Source organism: Dietzia sp. B32 (genome assembly GCF_024732245.1).
Taxonomy (GTDB): Bacteria; Actinomycetota; Actinomycetes; order Mycobacteriales; family Mycobacteriaceae; genus Dietzia.
Genome location: NZ_CP093845.1, coordinates 1,563,974 through 1,580,298, shown reverse-complemented (window position 1 = coordinate 1,580,298; position 16,325 = coordinate 1,563,974). Strand labels below are relative to the sequence as shown.

Below are 16,325 nucleotides of genomic sequence, written 5' to 3'. Positions count from 1 at the left end.
CGTCGCGCCGCACGGGTGCACACTGGAGCGCATGACACCGTCCCCTGAGATCCTCGTCGGCCCGATGCTGCGGTACGTCGACAGCACCGACGCCACGGTGTGGGTGGAGGTGTCGGCGCCGTGCGAGGTGACGATCCGCGCGGGCGACGAGGTGGTCACCGAGCGCTCGTGGGGCGTGCACGGTCACCACTTCGCGGTGCTGCACCTGTGCCGACTGCGGGAGGGTGAGGTGACGCCGTACGAGATCTCGCTCGACGACACGCTCGCCTGGCCCGTCGACCCGGACCGGCCGAGCGTGATCCGCACGCCCCGCGCGGACGACACGGTGCGGTTGGCGTTCGGCTCGTGTCGGCGCGGTGAGAGTCAGACCCCGGTGGCGCTCCGCGAGATCGGCGCCGACGCGCTGGTGGCGCTTTCGCACCGCATGGCGCACACGCCGCACGACGAGTGGCCGGACGCGATGCTCCTGCTCGGCGACCAGGTGTACGCCGACATCCCCAGCAGGGAGATCTCCGAGCGGTTGGCCGAGCGCCGGCGCGCGGGCGGGGGACCGCAGTCGGTGCGCGATTCCGCGGGGGCCGGCGGCGACCGCGACGTCTCGGACGAGATCTGCGACTTCGAGGAGTACTCCTGGCTGTACCACGAGTCGTGGCGCGATGCGGACGTGCGCTGGCTGCTGTCGACCGTGCCGAGCTGCATGATCCTCGACGACCACGACCTGCGCGACGACTGGAACTCCTCGCACGCGTGGCGCTGTGAGATGACGGCCCAGCCGTGGTGGCGGGACCGGGTGATCGGCGCGTTCGGCAGCTACTTCGTCTACCAGCATCTGGGCAACCTCGCGCCGGACGAGCTGGAGGCGAACGAGATGTACCAGTCGCTGCGCTCGGCGGGCTCGGATGCCGAGCGGGAGACGCTGCTCGACCACTTCGCCCAGTCCGCCGACTCCGAACGCGGCGCCGTGCAGTGGAGCTTCAAGCGCGACTTCGGTCGGGTGCGCGTGGTGATGCTCGACGTGCGCGCCTCGCGGCACCTGGATCCGCAGGACCGACGGGTCATGGACGCCGGCGAGTGGGAGTGGACCCGCGACGCGTGCCTGGACCCGGATGCGGAGGTGGACCACCTGGTGATCGGGTCGTCGTTGCCGGCGTTCATGCTGCCCGCGCTGCACAACGTCGAGGGTTGGAACGAGGCCGTGGCCCGCGGCCGCCCGGGCTCCCGGCTCACCGCCCGGGTCGGGGAGCGGATCCGGCTCGCCGTGGACCTCGAACACTGGGCGGCGTTCCGGAACAGCTTCGACGACCTGGTCGGCCTGCTCACGGAGGTGGCCGCGGGTGATCACCGGCCCGCCCCCGCCTCGATCCTCCTGCTGGGCGGCGACGTGCACTGTTCCTATCTGGAGGAGGTGGACCTCACCGCCGGGCGGGTTGCGGACTCGCCCACCCGGGTCCACCAGTTGGTGATGTCGCCCTTCAGGAACCCTCTACAGAAGACGATCCGGGCGGTGAACCGCCTGTCGGTCCGCGAGCCGGTGCCCGCGCTCACGCGTCGACTGTCCCGGGCGGTGGGGGTGCGCGAGCCCGAGGTGCGGTGGCGCGTCACCGACGGCCTCTGGTTCGACAACGGCGTGATGACCCTCGTCCTGCGCGGCCGCCGCGCCTCGGTGCAGGTCGACCACGCCACCGTCGAGTGGCCCGCGCTCGGGCTGGGCAAGGTCCTCACCCTGGTGCCCGGCCTGGCGCCGGACTCATGGGGACGACGACGACGGCGAGACGGCGATTCGCTCGAGCGTAAGCCCCGACAGGTGTTGCGCAGGACGCTGAGCAAGGAGCTGACCGGGGAGGGCCTGCCGTCGCGCGGTGCCGCTGTCCGGGCGGAGGCCGCGCTCTAGGCCAGCTGAGCGTTCCAGGCCAGCGCGGCGTTCTAGGCCAGTGCGGCGCGGAGTTCGCGGGCCGCGGCCGTGGGATCGGTCGCCCCGGTGACGGCGCGGACCACCACCACGCGGGTGGCGCCCGCGGCCAGTACCTCGGCCAGGTTCGTCGCATCGATCCCCCCGATGGCGAACCACGGCTTCCCGGCCGGCCCCACGACGGTTCCCGCGGCGTGGCGCACGAGGTCCGGGCCCGGCGCGACGCGGCCCGGCTTGGTCGGGGTGGGCCATACGGGGCCGGTGCAGAAGTAGTCCAGTTGCGGGTTCGCCGCCGCCCTGTCGACCTCGTCCGCGGCGTGGCAGGACAGTCCGATCACCACGTCGTCGCCGACGATCCGGCGCGCCCACTCCACCGGTAGGTCGTCCTGGCCGACGTGCAGCACGTCCGCCCCCGAGGCGACGGCGACGTCGGCGCGGTCGTTCACCGCGAGCAGTGCTCCGTGGGAGTCGCACACCTCGCGCATCACCGCCAGCGCCCGGAGTTCGTGACCGGCCTCGAGCGGTCCGAGATCGCGGTCGCCGGGGGAGTTCTTGTCCCGCAGTTGGACGATGTCGACCCCGCCCGCCAGTGCCGCGGTGACGTCGCGGCGCAGCGCGGGGAACTCTCCGGCCCACCCCTGCTCGCGCGCCAGGTCGTCGAGATGACGGCGCGCGTCGATGCAGAGGTAGAGGCGGGCGTCGGCGAGGCGGGCACGGAGACGGTCGGCACGGGAGGTCATGGCCACAACCGTAGGCCAGGGCCCCACTAGGCTGGTCGTCGTGATCGACGACCCCGAACGTCCCGCCGCGCGGAGCGGTGCCCGCCGCGTTGCCGTGGTCGGTGGTTCGGTGATCGGCCTGGCGTGCGCCTGGTCGATCGCCCGGTCCGGTCCCGCCACGGACGTGGTGATCCACGAGCCCGACGACTCCGGCCCCGACGGCGTTCCCGCCAAGGGGGCCGCCTGGGTGGCCGGCGGCATGCTCGCCCCCTTCAGCGAGGCGTGGCCGGGGGAGGAGGCGGTGTTCGCACTCGGGGTGGACTCGCTGCGGCGGTGGCCGGGATTCCTCGCCGCCCTCGAGCCGCACGTCCCTCCCGGCCCGCCGGTCCGCACCGCCAGCCGCACCCACATGCTGGCCGTGGACGAGGCCGACGCCCGCGACCTCGACATGGCCATGGAGTGGGCCGCCCGCCAGCCCGACCCCGCCGACTCCGCCCACTCCGGCCCGGCCCTCGGGATCACCGACGCGGACCTGCGCCGCGTCACCCGCCGTGAGCTGCGCGAGGCCGAACCGTCCCTGGCCCGCGTCGCCCGGGTCGCCTACCGCATGGACTCCGAGGGGGCCGTCGACAACCGCGTCCTGTTGGCCGCCCTGACGCGGGCGTGCCGGGCCGAGGGTGTGACGTGGGTGCGGGGTGCGGTGGCCTCGGTGGACGACGTCGACGCGGACCGCGTCGTCCTGGCCGCGGGCGCGGGGTCCGCCGCTCTGGCGGGGCTGCCGGTCCGTCCGGTCAAGGGTGAGGTGCTGCGGCTGCGCGCCCGGCCCGGCTGCGAGGACCCGCCCCGCGGGGTCGTGCGGGCGTTCGTGCGCGGGCGCCCGCTCTACCTGGTCCCGCGCGACGGCGGCCTGGTCGTCGGCGCCACCCAGTACGAGCACGGCGACGACCGGCAGGTCACCGTCGGCGGGGTGCGCGACCTGCTCGCGGACGCCGAGACGGTCTTCCCCGGCATCGGAGAGTACGAACTGGCCGAGGCCATCGCCGGGCTCCGGCCCATGTCGCCGGACAACCTTCCGTTCCTCGGCGCCGACCCCGCGGACCCGCGACTCATCCACGCCACCGGGCACGGCCGCAACGGCATCGCGCTCACCCCGGTGACCGTGGCGGCGGTCCTGGCGACGCTGCAGGGTCTGGCCGTCCCGGCGGCGGCGCGAGCGGCCGCGCCGGACCGCTTCACTCGGGGATGAGTGCCGCGGCCGGTCCGACTACGGTGGGGATACACCGCAGATGTGAAGCAGGAGGGCCCATGATCGTCACCGTGAACGGCGAGGACCGCACGCTGGCCGACGGCGCGACCGTCCGCACACTCGTCACCGTCCTGGACCTGCCCGACGAGGGCGTCGCCATCGCCGTCGACGGCGTGGTGGTGCCCAGCTCGGGTTGGGACGAGGCGCCGCTCGGGGCGGGCGCGGAGGTCGACGTCCTCACGGCGGTCCAGGGTGGCTGAGGCCGATACGGCGGTCGCCGCGATCCTGGACTCGCCCCTGGTCATCGCGGGCGAGGAGATCTCCTCGCGGCTCATCACCGGCACCGGCGGCGCCGGGAATCAGGAGGTCCTGCGCGAGGCGCTGATCGCCTCGGGGACCGCGTTGACCACCGTGTCGATCCGCAGGGTCGACCTCCGGCTGGGCTCGGACGGACTCGGGCTACTCGGGATGTTGAAGGAGCTCGAGATCCGCCCGCTGCCCAACACCGCCGGCTGCCGTGGTGCCGCCGAGGCCGTCAAGACCGCCCGGCTCGCCCGGGAGGCGCTCGGCACCAACTGGGTCAAGCTCGAGGTGATCGCCGACGAGCGCACGCTCCTGCCCGACGGGGTGGAACTCCTCGAGGCCGCCGAGGACCTCGTCGACGACGGTTTCGTCGTCCTCCCCTACACCACCGACGACCCCGTCCTGGCCCGCCGCCTGGAGGACGTGGGCTGCGCGGCGGTCATGCCCCTGGGCGCGCCGATCGGCACCGGGCTCGGCATCTGCAACCCGCACAACCTGGAGATGATCGTCGAGCGCGCCGGCGTCCCGGTGATCTGCGACGCGGGGATCGGGACCGCCTCCGACGCCGCCCTGGCGATGGAACTCGGGTGCGACGGTGTCCTGCTCGCCACCGCCGTCACCCGGGCGGAGAACCCGCCGCTCATGGCCGCCGCGATGCGCGAGGCCGTCCGGGCCGGGCACGCCGCCCGACTCGCCGGGCGCATCCCCAGGCGATTCTGGGCGCAGGCCTCCAGCCCGCCGGTCGACTGAGCCCCTCCCGGGTCAGTCCTCGGTGCGCGGCACCCGCCGGTCGACCTATCGCCTGGCCAGCCACCCCGTCCGGGCTTATGCGTTCCCTCTGCCACTCCTCCCGGGCTTACGCGGTCGGAATGGTCCATTCCCGCCGCGCAGCCCTGCGATAACCGGGCATTCCGGGCACGAACCTCCCGCGCCAGTCGGGCCGCCCCGGTCAGTCCTCGGTGCGCGGCACCCGCCGCACGCCGATCCCGCCCATGAGCGCCAGCCCGGTGACCCGCACCACCGGGGCTCCTGGCGGGGCCTGACGGACCGGGCGCGGATCGGGCTTCCAGCTCCCGGACTCCTCGCCGAAGCCACCCATCAGCCCCAGGCCCTCGATCTCCACATGCATGTCGTCGGGGACCAGGATCTCGATCCCGCCCATGACCGCGAACGCCCGGATCGTGGTCTCGTGGGACTGCAGCGAGGCGGCGCGCAGGTCGATCTCGATGCCGCCCATCATCGCGAACGCGGTGTGCACGGCGGGCAGGGTCCACGTCCCCTTGCGTTCGACCCCGCCCATGACCGCCAGCGAGGTGGCCGGCCCGCTGCCGCCGGTGACGCGGCGCTCCGGGGCCCGGCGCGGGCGGGCCTCCGGGGTCGACTCGTGGCCGCGGTGGGCGACGGGGAGGTCGTGCGTGAGCTCGATCAGGTCGGACCGGAACCTCGCGGCGTATGCCAGCGAGGTCCGCTCGTCGAACTCGGCGAGCGTGAGCCGCCCCTCCGAGAAGGACTCCTGCAGGAGCCTGGCGGTGGCGTCGCGCTCGGCGTCCGAGGCGCGTACCGAAGGCAGGTGGCGGTCCGGGTCGGGCGTGGCGTCGTCCATGGTCACGAGGGTAGTCCCGCGCGACCTGTACGCGGGCTGAGTAGGTGGACGCACCCTGTCCGCACCCCGGCAGGCAGACTGGGGCCATGATCGAGGTACGGAATCTCACCAAACGCTTCGGCGCCTCCACCGCCGTGGACGACCTCAGTTTCGACGTACGGCCCGGGGTCGTCACCGGATTCCTCGGGCCGAACGGCGCGGGCAAGTCCACGACGATGCGGATGATCGTCGGCCTGGACACCCCCACCTCCGGGGAGGCGTTGATCAACGGGACCCCGTACCGCGAACTGGAACGCCCCGCGCACAAGGTCGGGTGCCTGCTCGACGCGTCCTGGACGCACGCCAACCGCTCTGCCGGTGCGCACCTGAAGATGGTCGCCGCGGCGGGCGGGGTGGCCCCGTCCCGCGTCGACGAGGTGCTCGGCCTGGTGGGCCTGACCGACGTCGCCGGGCGCAAGGTGGGCGGGTACTCGCTCGGGATGCGCCAGCGGCTCGGCCTGGCCACCGCCATGCTCGGTGACCCGGAGGTCCTCCTGTTCGACGAGCCCGTCAACGGGCTCGATCCCGAGGGCATCCTGTGGATCCGCCGCTTCATGCACGCGCGCGCCGCCGAGGGCCGCACGGTGCTCGTGTCCTCGCACCTGCTGTCGGAGATGGCGCAGACCGCCCAGGATCTCGTCGTGATCGGGCGCGGCAAGCTGCGCGCCCAGACCTCGGTCGAGGAGTTCCTCTCCGCCGCCAAGTCCTCGGTGATCCTGCGCACCCCGCACGTCGACGAGTTCACCGCCGCCGCGCGCGACGAGGGCATCGAGGCCACGTTCGACGCCGAGCAGGGCGTCTTCCTCATCGACAACCTCGGCGCCCCGCAGGTCGGCGACCTCGCCGCGAGCCTGGGGATCACCGTCCACGAACTGCACGAGAAGCGGGCGTCGCTGGAGGAGGCCTTCATGGCCCTCACGGACCAGGATGTCGAGTACCACGGTCAGGAGTCCACCCGATGAACCAGCTGAAGTCCGAGTGGATCAAGGTCACCACCACCAAGAGCGCGTACTGGCTGTACGCGATCGGAATCGGCCTGGCCGTGGTGCTCGCGGTGGTCATCGGCCAGTTCGAGCAGTCCGCCACCGGGGAGCCGATGGCCGGGGCGCCCGGCGGCGGCAGCGACCCGCTGTTCCCGATCCTCGGGGTCAGCGCGTTCACCGTCCTGCTGGCGTGGATCGCCGCGATCGTCGGCGTGACCGGCGAGTACCGCTATCACACGATCAAGGCCACGTTCCTGACCACGCCGTCGCGCTGGCCGGCGATCGTCGCCAAGACCGTCCTGTTCATGGCGCTGTCCGTGGTCGTCACGGCCGTCGGGGTGATCCTGGCGCTGCTCGTGGCCGGGGCGCTCTCCGGCAACGAGGGCTGGACCCCGTTCTCCGGCGATGGCCTGAAGTACCTGTGGCGCTTCCCCGTCTACGCCGCGCTGGGCACGCTCGCGGTGATGGGGTTGGCGTACATCATGCGCAACGCCGCCGGCACGATCTCGCTGTTCCTGGTGTGGACACTGGCGCTCGAGGGCATGATCTCGCTGATCCCGCGGGTCGGCGAGGATCTCGCCGCGTGGATGCCGTTCTCCAACGGTGACTTCTGGACCCAGGGCGAGACCGTGCGCGGTTACATCACGTGGGGTGAGTGGCCGGCGTTCGCGTGGTTCGCCGCCGTCTGCGTGGCCCTGTGGGTCGCCGGGGCGCTGATGACACTGCGCCGGGACGCCTGAGTCCGGCCCCGATCCGACGTCGCACCGGGGCTCGCGCGTCGGGGGACTGGTGGGTGGCGGCGCGGTCGGTGACGACGACGAGGTCGACCCGTCGCTCCACCCGTGCGACCTGCCGGGTGACTCGCCGGACCGGAGCGGCTATCGACCGGTGATCGGCAGGTAGACGCGCCCGCCACGGTCGGTGAACTCGGCCGACTTCTCGGCCATCCCCGCCTCGATCGCCTCCACCGTCTCCATCCCGTGTTCGGCGGCGTAGTCGCGGATGTCCTGGGAGATGCGCATCGAGCAGAACTTCGGACCGCACATGGAGCAGAAGTGTGCGGTCTTCGCCGGCTCCGCCGGCAGCGTCGCGTCGTGATACGCCAGGGCGGTGTCGGGATCGAGGGCCAGGGCGAACTGGTCCCGCCAGCGGAACTCGAACCGCGCGGTGCTCAGGGCGTCGTCGCGGGCCTGCGCGCCCGGATGTCCCTTGGCCAGGTCCGCCGAGTGCGCGGCGATCTTGTACGTGATCACGCCGGTCTTCACGTCGTCCCGGTCGGGCAGGCCCAGGTGCTCCTTGGGGGTGACGTAACAGAGCATCGCCGTGCCGGCCTCGGCGATGCGGGCTGCACCGATCGCGGAGGTGATGTGGTCGTAGCCCGGCGCGATGTCCGTCGCGAGGGGGCCCAGCGTGTAGAAGGGTGCCTCCTCGCACCACAATTCCTCGAGCCGGACGTTCTCCACGATCATGTGCATCGGCACGTGTCCCGGTCCCTCGATCATCACCTGGACGCCGTGTCGCTTGGCCACCCGCGTGAGCTCGCCCAACGTCCGGAGCTCGGCGAACTGGGCCTCGTCGTTGGCGTCGGCGATCGATCCCGGGCGAAGGCCGTCTCCGAGGGAAAACGTCACGTCGTAGCGCGCGAGGATCTCGCACAGTTCGTCGAAGTGGGTGTAGAGGAACGACTCGCGATGGTGTGCCAGGCACCACGCCGCCATGATCGAACCGCCCCGGGACACGATTCCGGTGACCCGCTTGGCGGCCAGCGGGACGTAACGCAACAACACTCCGGCGTGGACGGTCATGTAGTCCACGCCCTGCTCACACTGTTCGATCACGGTGTCGCGATACAACTCCCAGGTCAACCTGGTCGGGTCGCCGCCCACCTTCTCGAGCGCCTGGTAGATGGGCACGGTGCCCACCGGGACGGGGGAGTTCCGCAGGATCCACTCGCGTGTCTCGTGGATGTCCCGGCCGGTGGACAGGTCCATGATGGTGTCCGCGCCCCACCGGGTCGCCCACACCATCTTCTCGACCTCCTCCGCGATCGAGCTGGTGACCGACGAGTTGCCGATGTTGGCGTTGATCTTGGTCAGGAAGCGCTTTCCGATGATCATCGGCTCGCTCTCCGGGTGACGGTGGTTGGCCGGGATGACCGCACGCCCCGCGGCGACCTCCGAACGGACCACCTCGACGTCGATCCCTTCCCTCACGGCGATGAACCGCATCTCCGGGGTGGTCAGGCCCGCGCGGGCCCAGGCCAGCTGGGTGCGGACGAGCGTGGGGTTGTCCGCCGAGGCAGGGACGGCCTCGGGGTGGGACCAGCCGCGACGGGTGGGCGGCAGGCCCGAGGCGAGGTCGTGGCAGTCCGCCGGGCCCTGGTACCCGGTGTACGGGCCCGAGGTGTCGTAGACGTCGAAGGTCGTGCCGGTGGTGAGCGCGATCCGGCGCACGGGCACGCGCTGGTCGTCCCCGGTGTCGCCGGGCACCTCGAGGTGGGCCTTGCTGCTGGAATGGATGGGGCCGCACGTCACGACCCCGATCGGGGTGGCGGTGGCGCCGTCGGTGGATAGAGCTGTGCCCATGGTGGTTCCTGATCTCCCTACGCCGGCATGATCCGGACAGGTTCTACGGTCGACGACCCGGCTGGTCGTCCTCTCAGCCCGCGCTTCGAAGCGGACTCCCGTGTGGACGAGTATGGAATTGTGCCGGCCGAGCGTAACCCGACGAGTAGCATCACGGGTGGGACACGCCCTGCCGAAGGAGTTCTGATGCCCGCTGGAACGTCGCTGAAGTTGGTCCACAACACCGATAGAGACCGCTTTGAACTGTGGGACAGCGAGACCTTCATGGGCCTCGTCGGTTACGAGAAGGACGGCGACGTCTACATCCTGCTCCACACGGTGATCGAGGAGCGGTACGGCCAGCAGGGCATCGCCCGTCTGCTGGTCAGCCTGGTACTCACCCGCATGCGTCTCGACGGGCTCAAGATCCGTCCGGTGTGCAGCTATGTCAGGCGTTTCCTCGTCCGCTTCCCGGAGTACCAACTCCTCGTCGCCCCGCAGTGACACGAGGTCCCGCTGACATGAGGTCCCGTTCGACAGGTGGAGAGGCGTCGGGGGAGCGGACGTAGTCTGATCCCAGACGACCAGCGACCCGGAGGACTGCCATGACCTACCCGCCCCAGGGAAACAGTGCCGGCGGCGACTACGCCGGTGGTGACGACGCCAACCGGGGTTCCTACGGCCAGAACCCGTACGACCGGAGTTCGCACGGTCAGGGTGCCTACGGTCAGGGAACGTACGGACAGGGAACGCACGGACACGGCTCGTACGGGCACAGCGACTACAGCGCCCAGACCCCCACGGGGTTCGGCGCGCAGACCCCGTCATTCGCGGCATCGGGTGGGTACGGCGCACCGGCGGGTGCCAGCCCGGGCCCGCCGTCGAACGTCGGCTGGGCGGTCGCATCGATCCTGTGCTTCTGGCCGCTGTCGTTCGTCGCGATGACCCGCGCTCTGGAGGTCTACCCGTTGTGGGCCGCCGGCCGCCACGCCGAGGCCGAGGCGGCCAGCGCGACCGCCAAGAAGCTCGGCGTGATCTCGCTGGCGATCGTGGCGGTGCTCGTCGTGCTGTACTTCATCTTCATCTTCGCGATGGTGGGGCTGGCCTCGAGCGGCTTCTAGGCCCCGGCGGGCCCGGGCGTCAGGCCAGACCCAGCCGCGGGGCCTCGATCGCGGGGCACGCATCCATCACCACGTCCAACCCCGCGTCCTTCGCCCGCTGCGCCGCGGCCTCGTCGATCACGCCCAGCTGCAGCCACACGGCCCTCGCCCCCTTGGCGATCGCGTCGTCGACCACGCCGCCCGCGAGCTGCGAGTTCACGAACACGTCGACCACATCGACCTCGCCGGGGACGGACGCGAGATCCGGGTACCCCTGCTGACCGTGCACCGTCTCCGCCTTCGGGTGGACAGGCACGATCTCGTGTCCGAGGTCGCGGACATAGGCGGCGATCCGGTAGGCGGTGCGCCCGGTGTTGCCGGAGAGGCCGGCGACGGCCCACCGCCCCTTCTCGGAGAGCAGGCGCTTGATGACGGCCGGGTCATTGGTATGGGTCATACCCAGTGCAAGGCCCGGCGCGGCCCGGACATTCCCCGCGCTGGTCCCTGGCTGAGCTCAGTCAGTCCCCGACGGGCCTGCGCGCGGGGCGCTTCCTTCGCGGGCTCAGTCAGTCCCCGACGGCGTCCTTGCCGCGGCGGACGATCTTCGGGTCCGGGTCGAACACCACCTGGGGGTCCTTGTCCGGGTAGTCGAACTGGTTCAGGAAGTAGCGCATCGCGTTGATGCGGGCCCGCTTCTTGTCGTTGGACTTGATGGTGATCCACGGTGCCCACTCGGTGTCCGTACGACGGAACATCTCCTCCTTGGCGACCGTGTACTCCTCCCACTTGCCCAGGGACTGCAGGTCCATGGACGAGAGTTTCCACCGTCGGACAGGGTCGAGTTGCCGGATCGCGAACCGGGTCTTCTGCTCCTCCCGGGTGACGGAGAACCAGAACTTGGTCAGCCCGATACCCGAGTCGACCAGCATCTTCTCGAAGTTGGGCGCCTGCTCCATGAACGTCTCGTACTGCGAGTGCGTACAGAACCCCATCACCCGCTCGACTCCGGCGCGGTTGTACCAGGAGCGGTCGAACAGCACGAGCTCACCGCGGCTGGGCAGGTGGGCGATGTAGCGCTGGAAGTACCACTGGTACATCTCGGTCTCGGTGGGCTTGACAAGCGCGACGACCCGGGCCTGCCGGACGTTGATGTACTCGGTGAACCGCTTGATGGTCCCGCCCTTGCCGGCGGCGTCGCGGCCCTCGAACACGATCACCTGCCGGTGTCCCGATTCCGCCTGCCAGTTCTGGAACTTCAGCAGTTCGATCTGCAGCAGGTACTTCTCGACCTCGTACTGGTTGCGGTCCATCCGCTCGTCGTACGGGTAGTTCTCCCGCCAGGTGTCGACGGCCCGACCGTCGATGTCGATGAGGTCCGGGTCCTCCCCGTGGTCGTCGCGGACCGTGAAACCCTCGGCGCGGAGCCGGTCGATGTAGTGCCGCAGCTGGAACGTGGACATGGTTCAGTCGAGGTCCACGACGACGGGCGCGTGGTCCGAGGCGCCCTTGCCCTTGCGTTCCTCGCGGTCGATGGACGCTCCCGTCACGCGTGCGGCCAGGGCGGGGGAGTGCAGCTGGAAGTCGATGCGCATGCCCTTGCGCTTGGGAAAGCTGAGCCCGGTGTAGTCCCAGTAGGTGTAGACGCCCGGTCCGGGGGTGTGCTCGCGGGTGACCTCGCGGAACCCGGCGCCGTCGAACGCGGCGAACGCCAAACGTTCGGGACCGGAGACGTGGGTCTTGCCCTCGAAGACCTCCATGTCCCACACGTCCTCGTCGAGCGGCGCGACGTTCCAGTCACCCACCAGGGCGATCTGGGCGTCGGAGTCGGCGGCCAGTTCGGCGGCGGCGTGATCGCGCAGGCGGGCCAGCCACTCCAGCTTGTAGGTGTAGTGCGGGTCGCCCAGCTCACGGCCGTTGGGGACGTAGAGGCTGTACACGCGGACGCCGTCGCAGACCGCCGAGATGGCGCGGGCCTCAGGGTCCTGCGAGACCTCGGGGTCCTTGTGGAAGCCCGGCATCCCGTCGAAGCCCAGGCGCACGTCCTCGAGCCCCACCCGGGAGGCCACGGCGACGCCGTTCCACTGGCTCAGCCCGTGATGGGCGATCTCGTAACCGGCCTCCCGGAAGGCCTCGGTGGGGAACTGCTCGTCCTTGCACTTGGTCTCCTGCATCGCCAGGACGTCGACGTCGGAGCGTTCGAGCCAGGCGAGCACGCGGTCTTGTCGGGCTCGGATCGAGTTCACATTCCAGGTGGCCAGGCGCATGGGGCCGAGTCTATTACCCGTAGGTGGTCGGTCGCCCGCGGGAAGTGACTAGTCGACGACGACGAGGTGACGCAGCGAATGGTGCGGTTCCAGCCCGAGCTTGGCCCACAGGCCACGTCCGGCGGCGTTGTCCGCGAACACGTGCAGGTGACATTCCTGCGCCCCGAGGCCGAGCCCCCAGTCGACGAGCGAGCCGGTGACGACCTCGGCCAGGCCGCGGCGGCGGTGGGCATCCGCGGTCTCCACGCACGAGACCGCGATCCGCGCTTCGCCGTCGGGACCGGTGGTGACGGCGCCCCGGGCGATCGCGGCCAGCTCCCCGTCCTCCTCGAGTCGAGCGAACACGGCGTGGCCGCCGGGGCCGGGGGAACCGGCGTCGGGCCCGGAGCCGACGAGCCCGGCGGTGGCGAGCATCGCGGGCCGGACGCGCTCGGGGGCGAGGCCGGCGGTGGCGTGGTAGAGCTCCAGCCAGTCGTCGTCGGGACGATCGACCAGCGTGACCGGCGGCCGGGTGGCCGCGGGGAATGCCTCGTCGACCACCGTGAGCAGGTCGCGGCTGGCGACCGTGCAGAGCAGGAGCTCGCGGTCGGCGTGGATCCGTGCCGGGTCCACCGGGACGCCGCCCAGGGTCATCCGGTCGGAGGTCACGAGCCGTTCCACGTCCACCAGTCGCAGCGGCAGGCCACGGGCGGCGTACCAGTCACGCACCCCGTCGAGTTCGGAACAGCTGGCCCACGGAAGGACGGGCACGGCCGAGTTCCCGCGATACGACCAGTCGTCGCCGGCCCGGCAGAACCAGCCGTCGACGATCTCGTACTCCCGGCCGGGCCACGCCAGGGCGCCGGCGTACTCGCGCGCCCGGATGTCGCGGGCCCGCACCGGCCGCGGCGGGACGACCTTGAGCACCGCGACGTCGGCGTCGGGGATCCGCACCTGCTCACCGGACTCCCGGGCCACGACCAGTTCCGGCTCGAGTTCGACCACGCGACCGATGACGTCGGTGTACAGGTGCGAGGTCTGGCCCGCCTCCAGATGGCGCCGCACCACCACGCGATCGCCCACCGCCACCCGGCGGCCGGCGTTCCACCGGGACCGTTCCGACAGGCCCCGGTCCTGCTCAGCCATGGTCGGTGACGACCTCGTCGTCGTCGTAGTCGTCCTCCTCGTCGGCGAACGGGTCCGGATCCGTGGCCGGGTCCCAGCTCAGGCCGGGCACGCCCCACCCGGCGTCGCGGATGTGCCGCTTGGCGGCCTTGCGGTTCCGGCCGATGAGACCGTCGGTGTAGAGGAAACCGTCGAGATGGCCCACCTCGTGCTGCAGGCAGCGGGCGAACAGTCCGTACCCCTCCACCGACACGGGCTCGCCGTGCTCGTCGGTGCCGGTCACGCGCGCCCACCAGGCGCGGCCGCGGGGGAAGTTGACCGCGGGGACGGACAGGCAGCCCTCGAGGTCGTCCTCCGGATCCGGCATCGTCTCGGGGATCTCGGAGGTCTCGAGCACCGGGTTGACGATGCACCCGCGGCGGTTGAGCCAGCCTCCGCGCGCCTCGACCTCCTCGCGGGTGACGCCCTCGCCGTCCTCGGTGTCCAGGTCGGGGCAGTCGTAGACGAACAGGCGCTTGCGCACGCCGATCTGGTTGGCGGCCAGGCCCACCCCGTTCGCGGCGTCCATCGTGTCGTAGAGATCCTGCACCAGCCCGGCGAGTTCCTCGGGGGACTCGGTGACGGGCTCGGTGGGGGCGTGGAGCGCGGGATCGCCGAGGATGACGATGGGACGGACGGCCATGGTGGTCGATTCTAGAGCGCCGGACATGGCGATGTGTCGGAGGCGTGTGGTTCACTACGGGGGAATCACAACGGTGTATTTCACACCGGCAGTATTTCAACCCGCACAGGGATCCGTCGGGACGGCGAGGAGGCGCGCACATGGGTCGGACAGCCGCCGCAGCACGCGAGGTGCGTGTCGAGCGCGGGCAGGATGCCGGGGATCCGCGCGCCGAGCTGCACGCCGCCGATCCCGTCCTGTCCGACCGGGACCGGGCGATGCTCGAGTTCGAGCGGCAGTGGTGGAAGTTCGCCGGCTCCAAGGAGGAGGCGATCCGGCAGCAGTTCGACATGTCCGGCACCCGCTACTTCCAGATCCTCAACGACCTCATCGACCGCCCCGAGGCCCTCTCCGCGGACCCGCTCCTCGTCAAGCGGCTCCGCCGGATGCGTTCCAGCCGACAGAAGGCACGCGCGGCGCGCAACCTGGGAATGCGGCTCGACTGACCTAGACTCGGCGGCGTGAGCTCCCAGTCCGGAAATCCGCAGTACGACAGCCCGCAACCCGGCGATGCCGAGTACGGCGACCCCGAGTACGGCAACGCGCACGGCGCCGACGATCCCCACGGTCCGGGCGACGGCCCCGGCATGGACGAGCCGACCGGCCCGCCGTACCGCGCCATCGCGATGGTCCTGCTGGCCGCGGTGGTGCTCGCGGTCGGTGTCGGGCTGGTCCAGCTCTTCGGGAGCGATGACGACTCCGCCCCCACCGCCGACGACACCACCTCCCAGGTCGAGCAGGACGGCCAGGGCGGGCAGGACGCCGACGGCGGCACCGGAGCCGACGGTGCCGACGGCGCGACCGCCCCGGGCGACGGCGGCGCCGGTCAGGACGGGCGCGTCGGGGACGGCGACGGGACAACCGGTGGGGGCGCCGACGGGCGGGACCCGCAGGCCGCCGACCCCGCGGTGCCCGGGCAGGGCCAGCCCGCCGGTCAGGTGCTCGGTGGGGCGGGACCGGACGTGACCTCCGTGCCCGTGCAGATCTTCAACAACAGCACCGTCACCGGCCTGGCCGGACGCACCGGCGAGGCGTTGCGCGAGAACGGCTACGCCGTGGGCGACGTGGCCAACATGCCGTCCAACCGCGGCGTCGTGGCCGAGTCGACCGCCTTCTACGGAACCGGCCCCGGTGAGCAGCAGGCCGCCCAGGCGATCGCCGCCCAGCTGGGCATCACCGCCAAGCCCCGGCCGGCAGATCTGGCGGGCGAGGCACCAGGGGTGATCGTGATCGTCACCCAGGACCTCGATCGCTGACCCCTGAGGATATGATGAGCCCAGGCATCCCGCCCGCGGGATGCACGCTCAGTAGCGACTTGCAGCTTCCCGAGATCGAAGGAGCCCACATGGCCCCGCGTCAGACCGCCCGCCGCCTCCTGGTCGCGGCTCCCGCACTCGCCCTCGCGTTCGCCGTGGCCGCGTGCAGCCCGCCCAACGAGCAGCCGGCCGAGGCCGACGCGCCGTACACGCTGCCCAGCTACTCCGAGGACGCCAAGCCGACGACCTCGATCCCCGAGACGCAGGAGACCACCGCGGTCGACAGTGCCGAGGACTTCCAGGGCGGTACCACCCCGACCGGAATCCCCGGCGAGGGCGGCGACGAGGGTGGCGGTCAGGCCACCACAGACGACGGCCTCGTCGTGGTCCCGGGCGCCGAGCAGCCGGCCGGCGGTGCCCCGGCGCAGCCCGCTCCCTGACCCATCGGGCCGGCACCACCCCGAAACGACGAGAAGAGCGTCCCGCACACATCCCCCGAGAGGGGCCTGTGCGG

19 protein-coding genes and 1 riboswitch are annotated in these 16,325 nt (G+C 71.4%); of the genes, 11 read left to right on the top strand and 8 right to left on the bottom strand.

From position 1 onward, the window contains the following. The first annotated feature begins 31 nt into the window (after positions 1-31). Complete coding sequence (locus L8M95_RS07580; protein ID WP_260488871.1) at positions 32-1,891, top strand: alkaline phosphatase D family protein; 1,860 nt, start codon at positions 32-34, stop codon at positions 1,889-1,891. 32 nt (positions 1,892-1,923) lie between these two features. On the opposite strand, the gene thiE is transcribed toward L8M95_RS07580, so the two are convergent. After that, positions 1,924-2,649: a thiamine phosphate synthase gene (gene thiE / locus L8M95_RS07575; protein ID WP_260488870.1), complete on the bottom strand. Its 726-nt coding sequence runs from the start codon at positions 2,647-2,649 to the stop codon at positions 1,924-1,926. 43 nt (positions 2,650-2,692) lie between these two features. On the opposite strand from thiE, the gene thiO reads away from it, so the two are divergent. From thiO to L8M95_RS07560, 3 genes are read left to right on the top strand one after another with little or no spacing between them, the layout of a single operon-like run. Continuing rightward, positions 2,693-3,874, top strand: a complete 1,182-nt coding sequence (gene thiO, locus L8M95_RS07570) for a glycine oxidase ThiO (protein WP_396119767.1) — start codon at positions 2,693-2,695, stop codon at positions 3,872-3,874. Positions 3,875-3,933: 59 nt separating this feature from the next. After that, positions 3,934-4,134, top strand: a complete 201-nt coding sequence (thiS, locus tag L8M95_RS07565; protein ID WP_260488868.1) for a sulfur carrier protein ThiS — start codon at positions 3,934-3,936, stop codon at positions 4,132-4,134. A 22-nt stretch (positions 4,135-4,156) separates the two neighbouring features. Next, positions 4,157-4,927: a thiazole synthase gene (locus tag L8M95_RS07560; protein WP_260489191.1), complete on the top strand. Its 771-nt coding sequence runs from the start codon at positions 4,157-4,159 to the stop codon at positions 4,925-4,927. 199 nt (positions 4,928-5,126) lie between these two features. On the opposite strand, the gene L8M95_RS07555 is transcribed toward L8M95_RS07560, so the two are convergent. Then, on the bottom strand, positions 5,127-5,780 hold the full coding sequence (locus L8M95_RS07555) for a DUF1707 domain-containing protein (protein WP_260488867.1): 654 nt from the start codon (positions 5,778-5,780) through the stop codon (positions 5,127-5,129). 86 nt (positions 5,781-5,866) lie between these two features. On the opposite strand from L8M95_RS07555, the gene L8M95_RS07550 reads away from it, so the two are divergent. Further along, positions 5,867-6,781: an ABC transporter ATP-binding protein gene (locus L8M95_RS07550; RefSeq protein ID WP_260488866.1), complete on the top strand. Its 915-nt coding sequence runs from the start codon at positions 5,867-5,869 to the stop codon at positions 6,779-6,781. Then, positions 6,778-7,542 carry an ABC transporter permease gene (locus L8M95_RS07545; RefSeq protein ID WP_260488865.1) on the top strand — a complete coding sequence of 255 codons (765 nt, stop codon included), beginning with the start codon at positions 6,778-6,780 and terminating at the stop codon, positions 7,540-7,542. Before L8M95_RS07550 ends, L8M95_RS07545 begins: the two co-directional genes overlap by 4 nt. A 138-nt stretch (positions 7,543-7,680) precedes the next feature. On the opposite strand, the gene thiC is transcribed toward L8M95_RS07545, so the two are convergent. After that, positions 7,681-9,387 (bottom strand): phosphomethylpyrimidine synthase ThiC, encoded by a 1,707-nt coding sequence (thiC, locus tag L8M95_RS07540; RefSeq protein ID WP_260488864.1) that lies wholly within the window; start codon positions 9,385-9,387, stop codon positions 7,681-7,683. Then, a riboswitch (TPP riboswitch) is annotated at positions 9,385-9,499 on the bottom strand. It overlaps the preceding gene by 3 nt. A 74-nt stretch (positions 9,500-9,573) precedes the next feature. On the opposite strand from thiC, the gene L8M95_RS07535 reads away from it, so the two are divergent. Both L8M95_RS07535 and L8M95_RS07530 read left to right on the top strand, forming a co-directional pair. Then, positions 9,574-9,870: a GNAT family N-acetyltransferase gene (locus L8M95_RS07535; protein ID WP_260488863.1), complete on the top strand. Its 297-nt coding sequence runs from the start codon at positions 9,574-9,576 to the stop codon at positions 9,868-9,870. A 101-nt stretch (positions 9,871-9,971) separates the two neighbouring features. Further along, positions 9,972-10,487 carry a CD225/dispanin family protein gene (locus L8M95_RS07530; protein WP_260488862.1) on the top strand — a complete coding sequence of 172 codons (516 nt, stop codon included), beginning with the start codon at positions 9,972-9,974 and terminating at the stop codon, positions 10,485-10,487. Between the two features lie 19 nt (positions 10,488-10,506). On the opposite strand, the gene L8M95_RS07525 is transcribed toward L8M95_RS07530, so the two are convergent. From L8M95_RS07525 to L8M95_RS07505, 5 genes are all read right to left on the bottom strand, one after another. Next, on the bottom strand, positions 10,507-10,923 hold the full coding sequence (locus L8M95_RS07525; RefSeq protein WP_260488861.1) for a CoA-binding protein: 417 nt from the start codon (positions 10,921-10,923) through the stop codon (positions 10,507-10,509). Between the two features lie 109 nt (positions 10,924-11,032). Beyond that, positions 11,033-11,926, bottom strand: coding sequence for a polyphosphate kinase 2 (gene ppk2 / locus L8M95_RS07520; RefSeq protein WP_260488860.1), 894 nt, complete (start codon positions 11,924-11,926; stop codon positions 11,033-11,035). 3 nt (positions 11,927-11,929) lie between these two features. Further along, on the bottom strand, positions 11,930-12,730 hold the full coding sequence (locus tag L8M95_RS07515) for an exodeoxyribonuclease III (RefSeq protein ID WP_260488859.1): 801 nt from the start codon (positions 12,728-12,730) through the stop codon (positions 11,930-11,932). Between the two features lie 48 nt (positions 12,731-12,778). After that, complete coding sequence (locus L8M95_RS07510; protein ID WP_260488858.1) at positions 12,779-13,855, bottom strand: GNAT family N-acetyltransferase; 1,077 nt, start codon at positions 13,853-13,855, stop codon at positions 12,779-12,781. Then, a complete protein-coding gene (locus tag L8M95_RS07505; protein WP_260488857.1) occupies positions 13,848-14,516 on the bottom strand; it encodes a peptide deformylase in 669 nt (222 codons plus the stop codon). Before L8M95_RS07505 ends, L8M95_RS07510 begins: the two co-directional genes overlap by 8 nt. 140 nt (positions 14,517-14,656) lie before the next feature. Here L8M95_RS07505 and L8M95_RS07500 point away from each other — a divergent pair, with 140 nt between their 5' ends. The 3 genes from L8M95_RS07500 to L8M95_RS07490 all read left to right on the top strand — a co-directional run bounded on the left by L8M95_RS07500 (position 14,657) and on the right by L8M95_RS07490 (position 16,251). After that, positions 14,657-15,001 (top strand): DUF3263 domain-containing protein, encoded by a 345-nt coding sequence (locus tag L8M95_RS07500; protein WP_260488856.1) that lies wholly within the window; start codon positions 14,657-14,659, stop codon positions 14,999-15,001. A 15-nt stretch (positions 15,002-15,016) separates the two neighbouring features. Further along, entirely contained in the window at positions 15,017-15,811 is a 795-nt protein-coding gene (locus L8M95_RS07495) for a LytR C-terminal domain-containing protein (protein ID WP_260488855.1), read from the top strand. Between the two features lie 89 nt (positions 15,812-15,900). Further along, a complete protein-coding gene (locus tag L8M95_RS07490) occupies positions 15,901-16,251 on the top strand; it encodes a hypothetical protein (RefSeq protein ID WP_260488854.1) in 351 nt (116 codons plus the stop codon). The last annotated feature ends 74 nt before the right edge of the window (positions 16,252-16,325 follow it).

Bases quoted from the DNA above. Each gene is read 5' to 3' on its own strand.
- L8M95_RS07580 (WP_260488871.1), top strand. From the start codon at position 32: ATGACACCGTCCCCTGAGATCCTCGTCGGCCCGATGCTGCGGTACGTC.
- thiE (WP_260488870.1), bottom strand. From the start codon at position 2,649: ATGACCTCCCGTGCCGACCGTCTCCGTGCCCGCCTCGCCGACGCCCGC.
- thiS (WP_260488868.1), top strand. From the start codon at position 3,934: ATGATCGTCACCGTGAACGGCGAGGACCGCACGCTGGCCGACGGCGCG.
- L8M95_RS07555 (WP_260488867.1), bottom strand. From the start codon at position 5,780: ATGGACGACGCCACGCCCGACCCGGACCGCCACCTGCCTTCGGTACGC.
- L8M95_RS07550 (WP_260488866.1), top strand. From the start codon at position 5,867: ATGATCGAGGTACGGAATCTCACCAAACGCTTCGGCGCCTCCACCGCC.
- L8M95_RS07545 (WP_260488865.1), top strand. From the start codon at position 6,778: ATGAACCAGCTGAAGTCCGAGTGGATCAAGGTCACCACCACCAAGAGC.
- thiC (WP_260488864.1), bottom strand. From the start codon at position 9,387: ATGGGCACAGCTCTATCCACCGACGGCGCCACCGCCACCCCGATCGGG.
- L8M95_RS07535 (WP_260488863.1), top strand. From the start codon at position 9,574: ATGCCCGCTGGAACGTCGCTGAAGTTGGTCCACAACACCGATAGAGAC.
- L8M95_RS07530 (WP_260488862.1), top strand. From the start codon at position 9,972: ATGACCTACCCGCCCCAGGGAAACAGTGCCGGCGGCGACTACGCCGGT.
- L8M95_RS07525 (WP_260488861.1), bottom strand. From the start codon at position 10,923: ATGACCCATACCAATGACCCGGCCGTCATCAAGCGCCTGCTCTCCGAG.
- ppk2 (WP_260488860.1), bottom strand. From the start codon at position 11,926: ATGTCCACGTTCCAGCTGCGGCACTACATCGACCGGCTCCGCGCCGAG.
- L8M95_RS07515 (WP_260488859.1), bottom strand. From the start codon at position 12,730: ATGCGCCTGGCCACCTGGAATGTGAACTCGATCCGAGCCCGACAAGAC.
- L8M95_RS07510 (WP_260488858.1), bottom strand. From the start codon at position 13,855: ATGGCTGAGCAGGACCGGGGCCTGTCGGAACGGTCCCGGTGGAACGCC.
- L8M95_RS07505 (WP_260488857.1), bottom strand. From the start codon at position 14,516: ATGGCCGTCCGTCCCATCGTCATCCTCGGCGATCCCGCGCTCCACGCC.
- L8M95_RS07500 (WP_260488856.1), top strand. From the start codon at position 14,657: ATGGGTCGGACAGCCGCCGCAGCACGCGAGGTGCGTGTCGAGCGCGGG.
- L8M95_RS07490 (WP_260488854.1), top strand. From the start codon at position 15,901: ATGGCCCCGCGTCAGACCGCCCGCCGCCTCCTGGTCGCGGCTCCCGCA.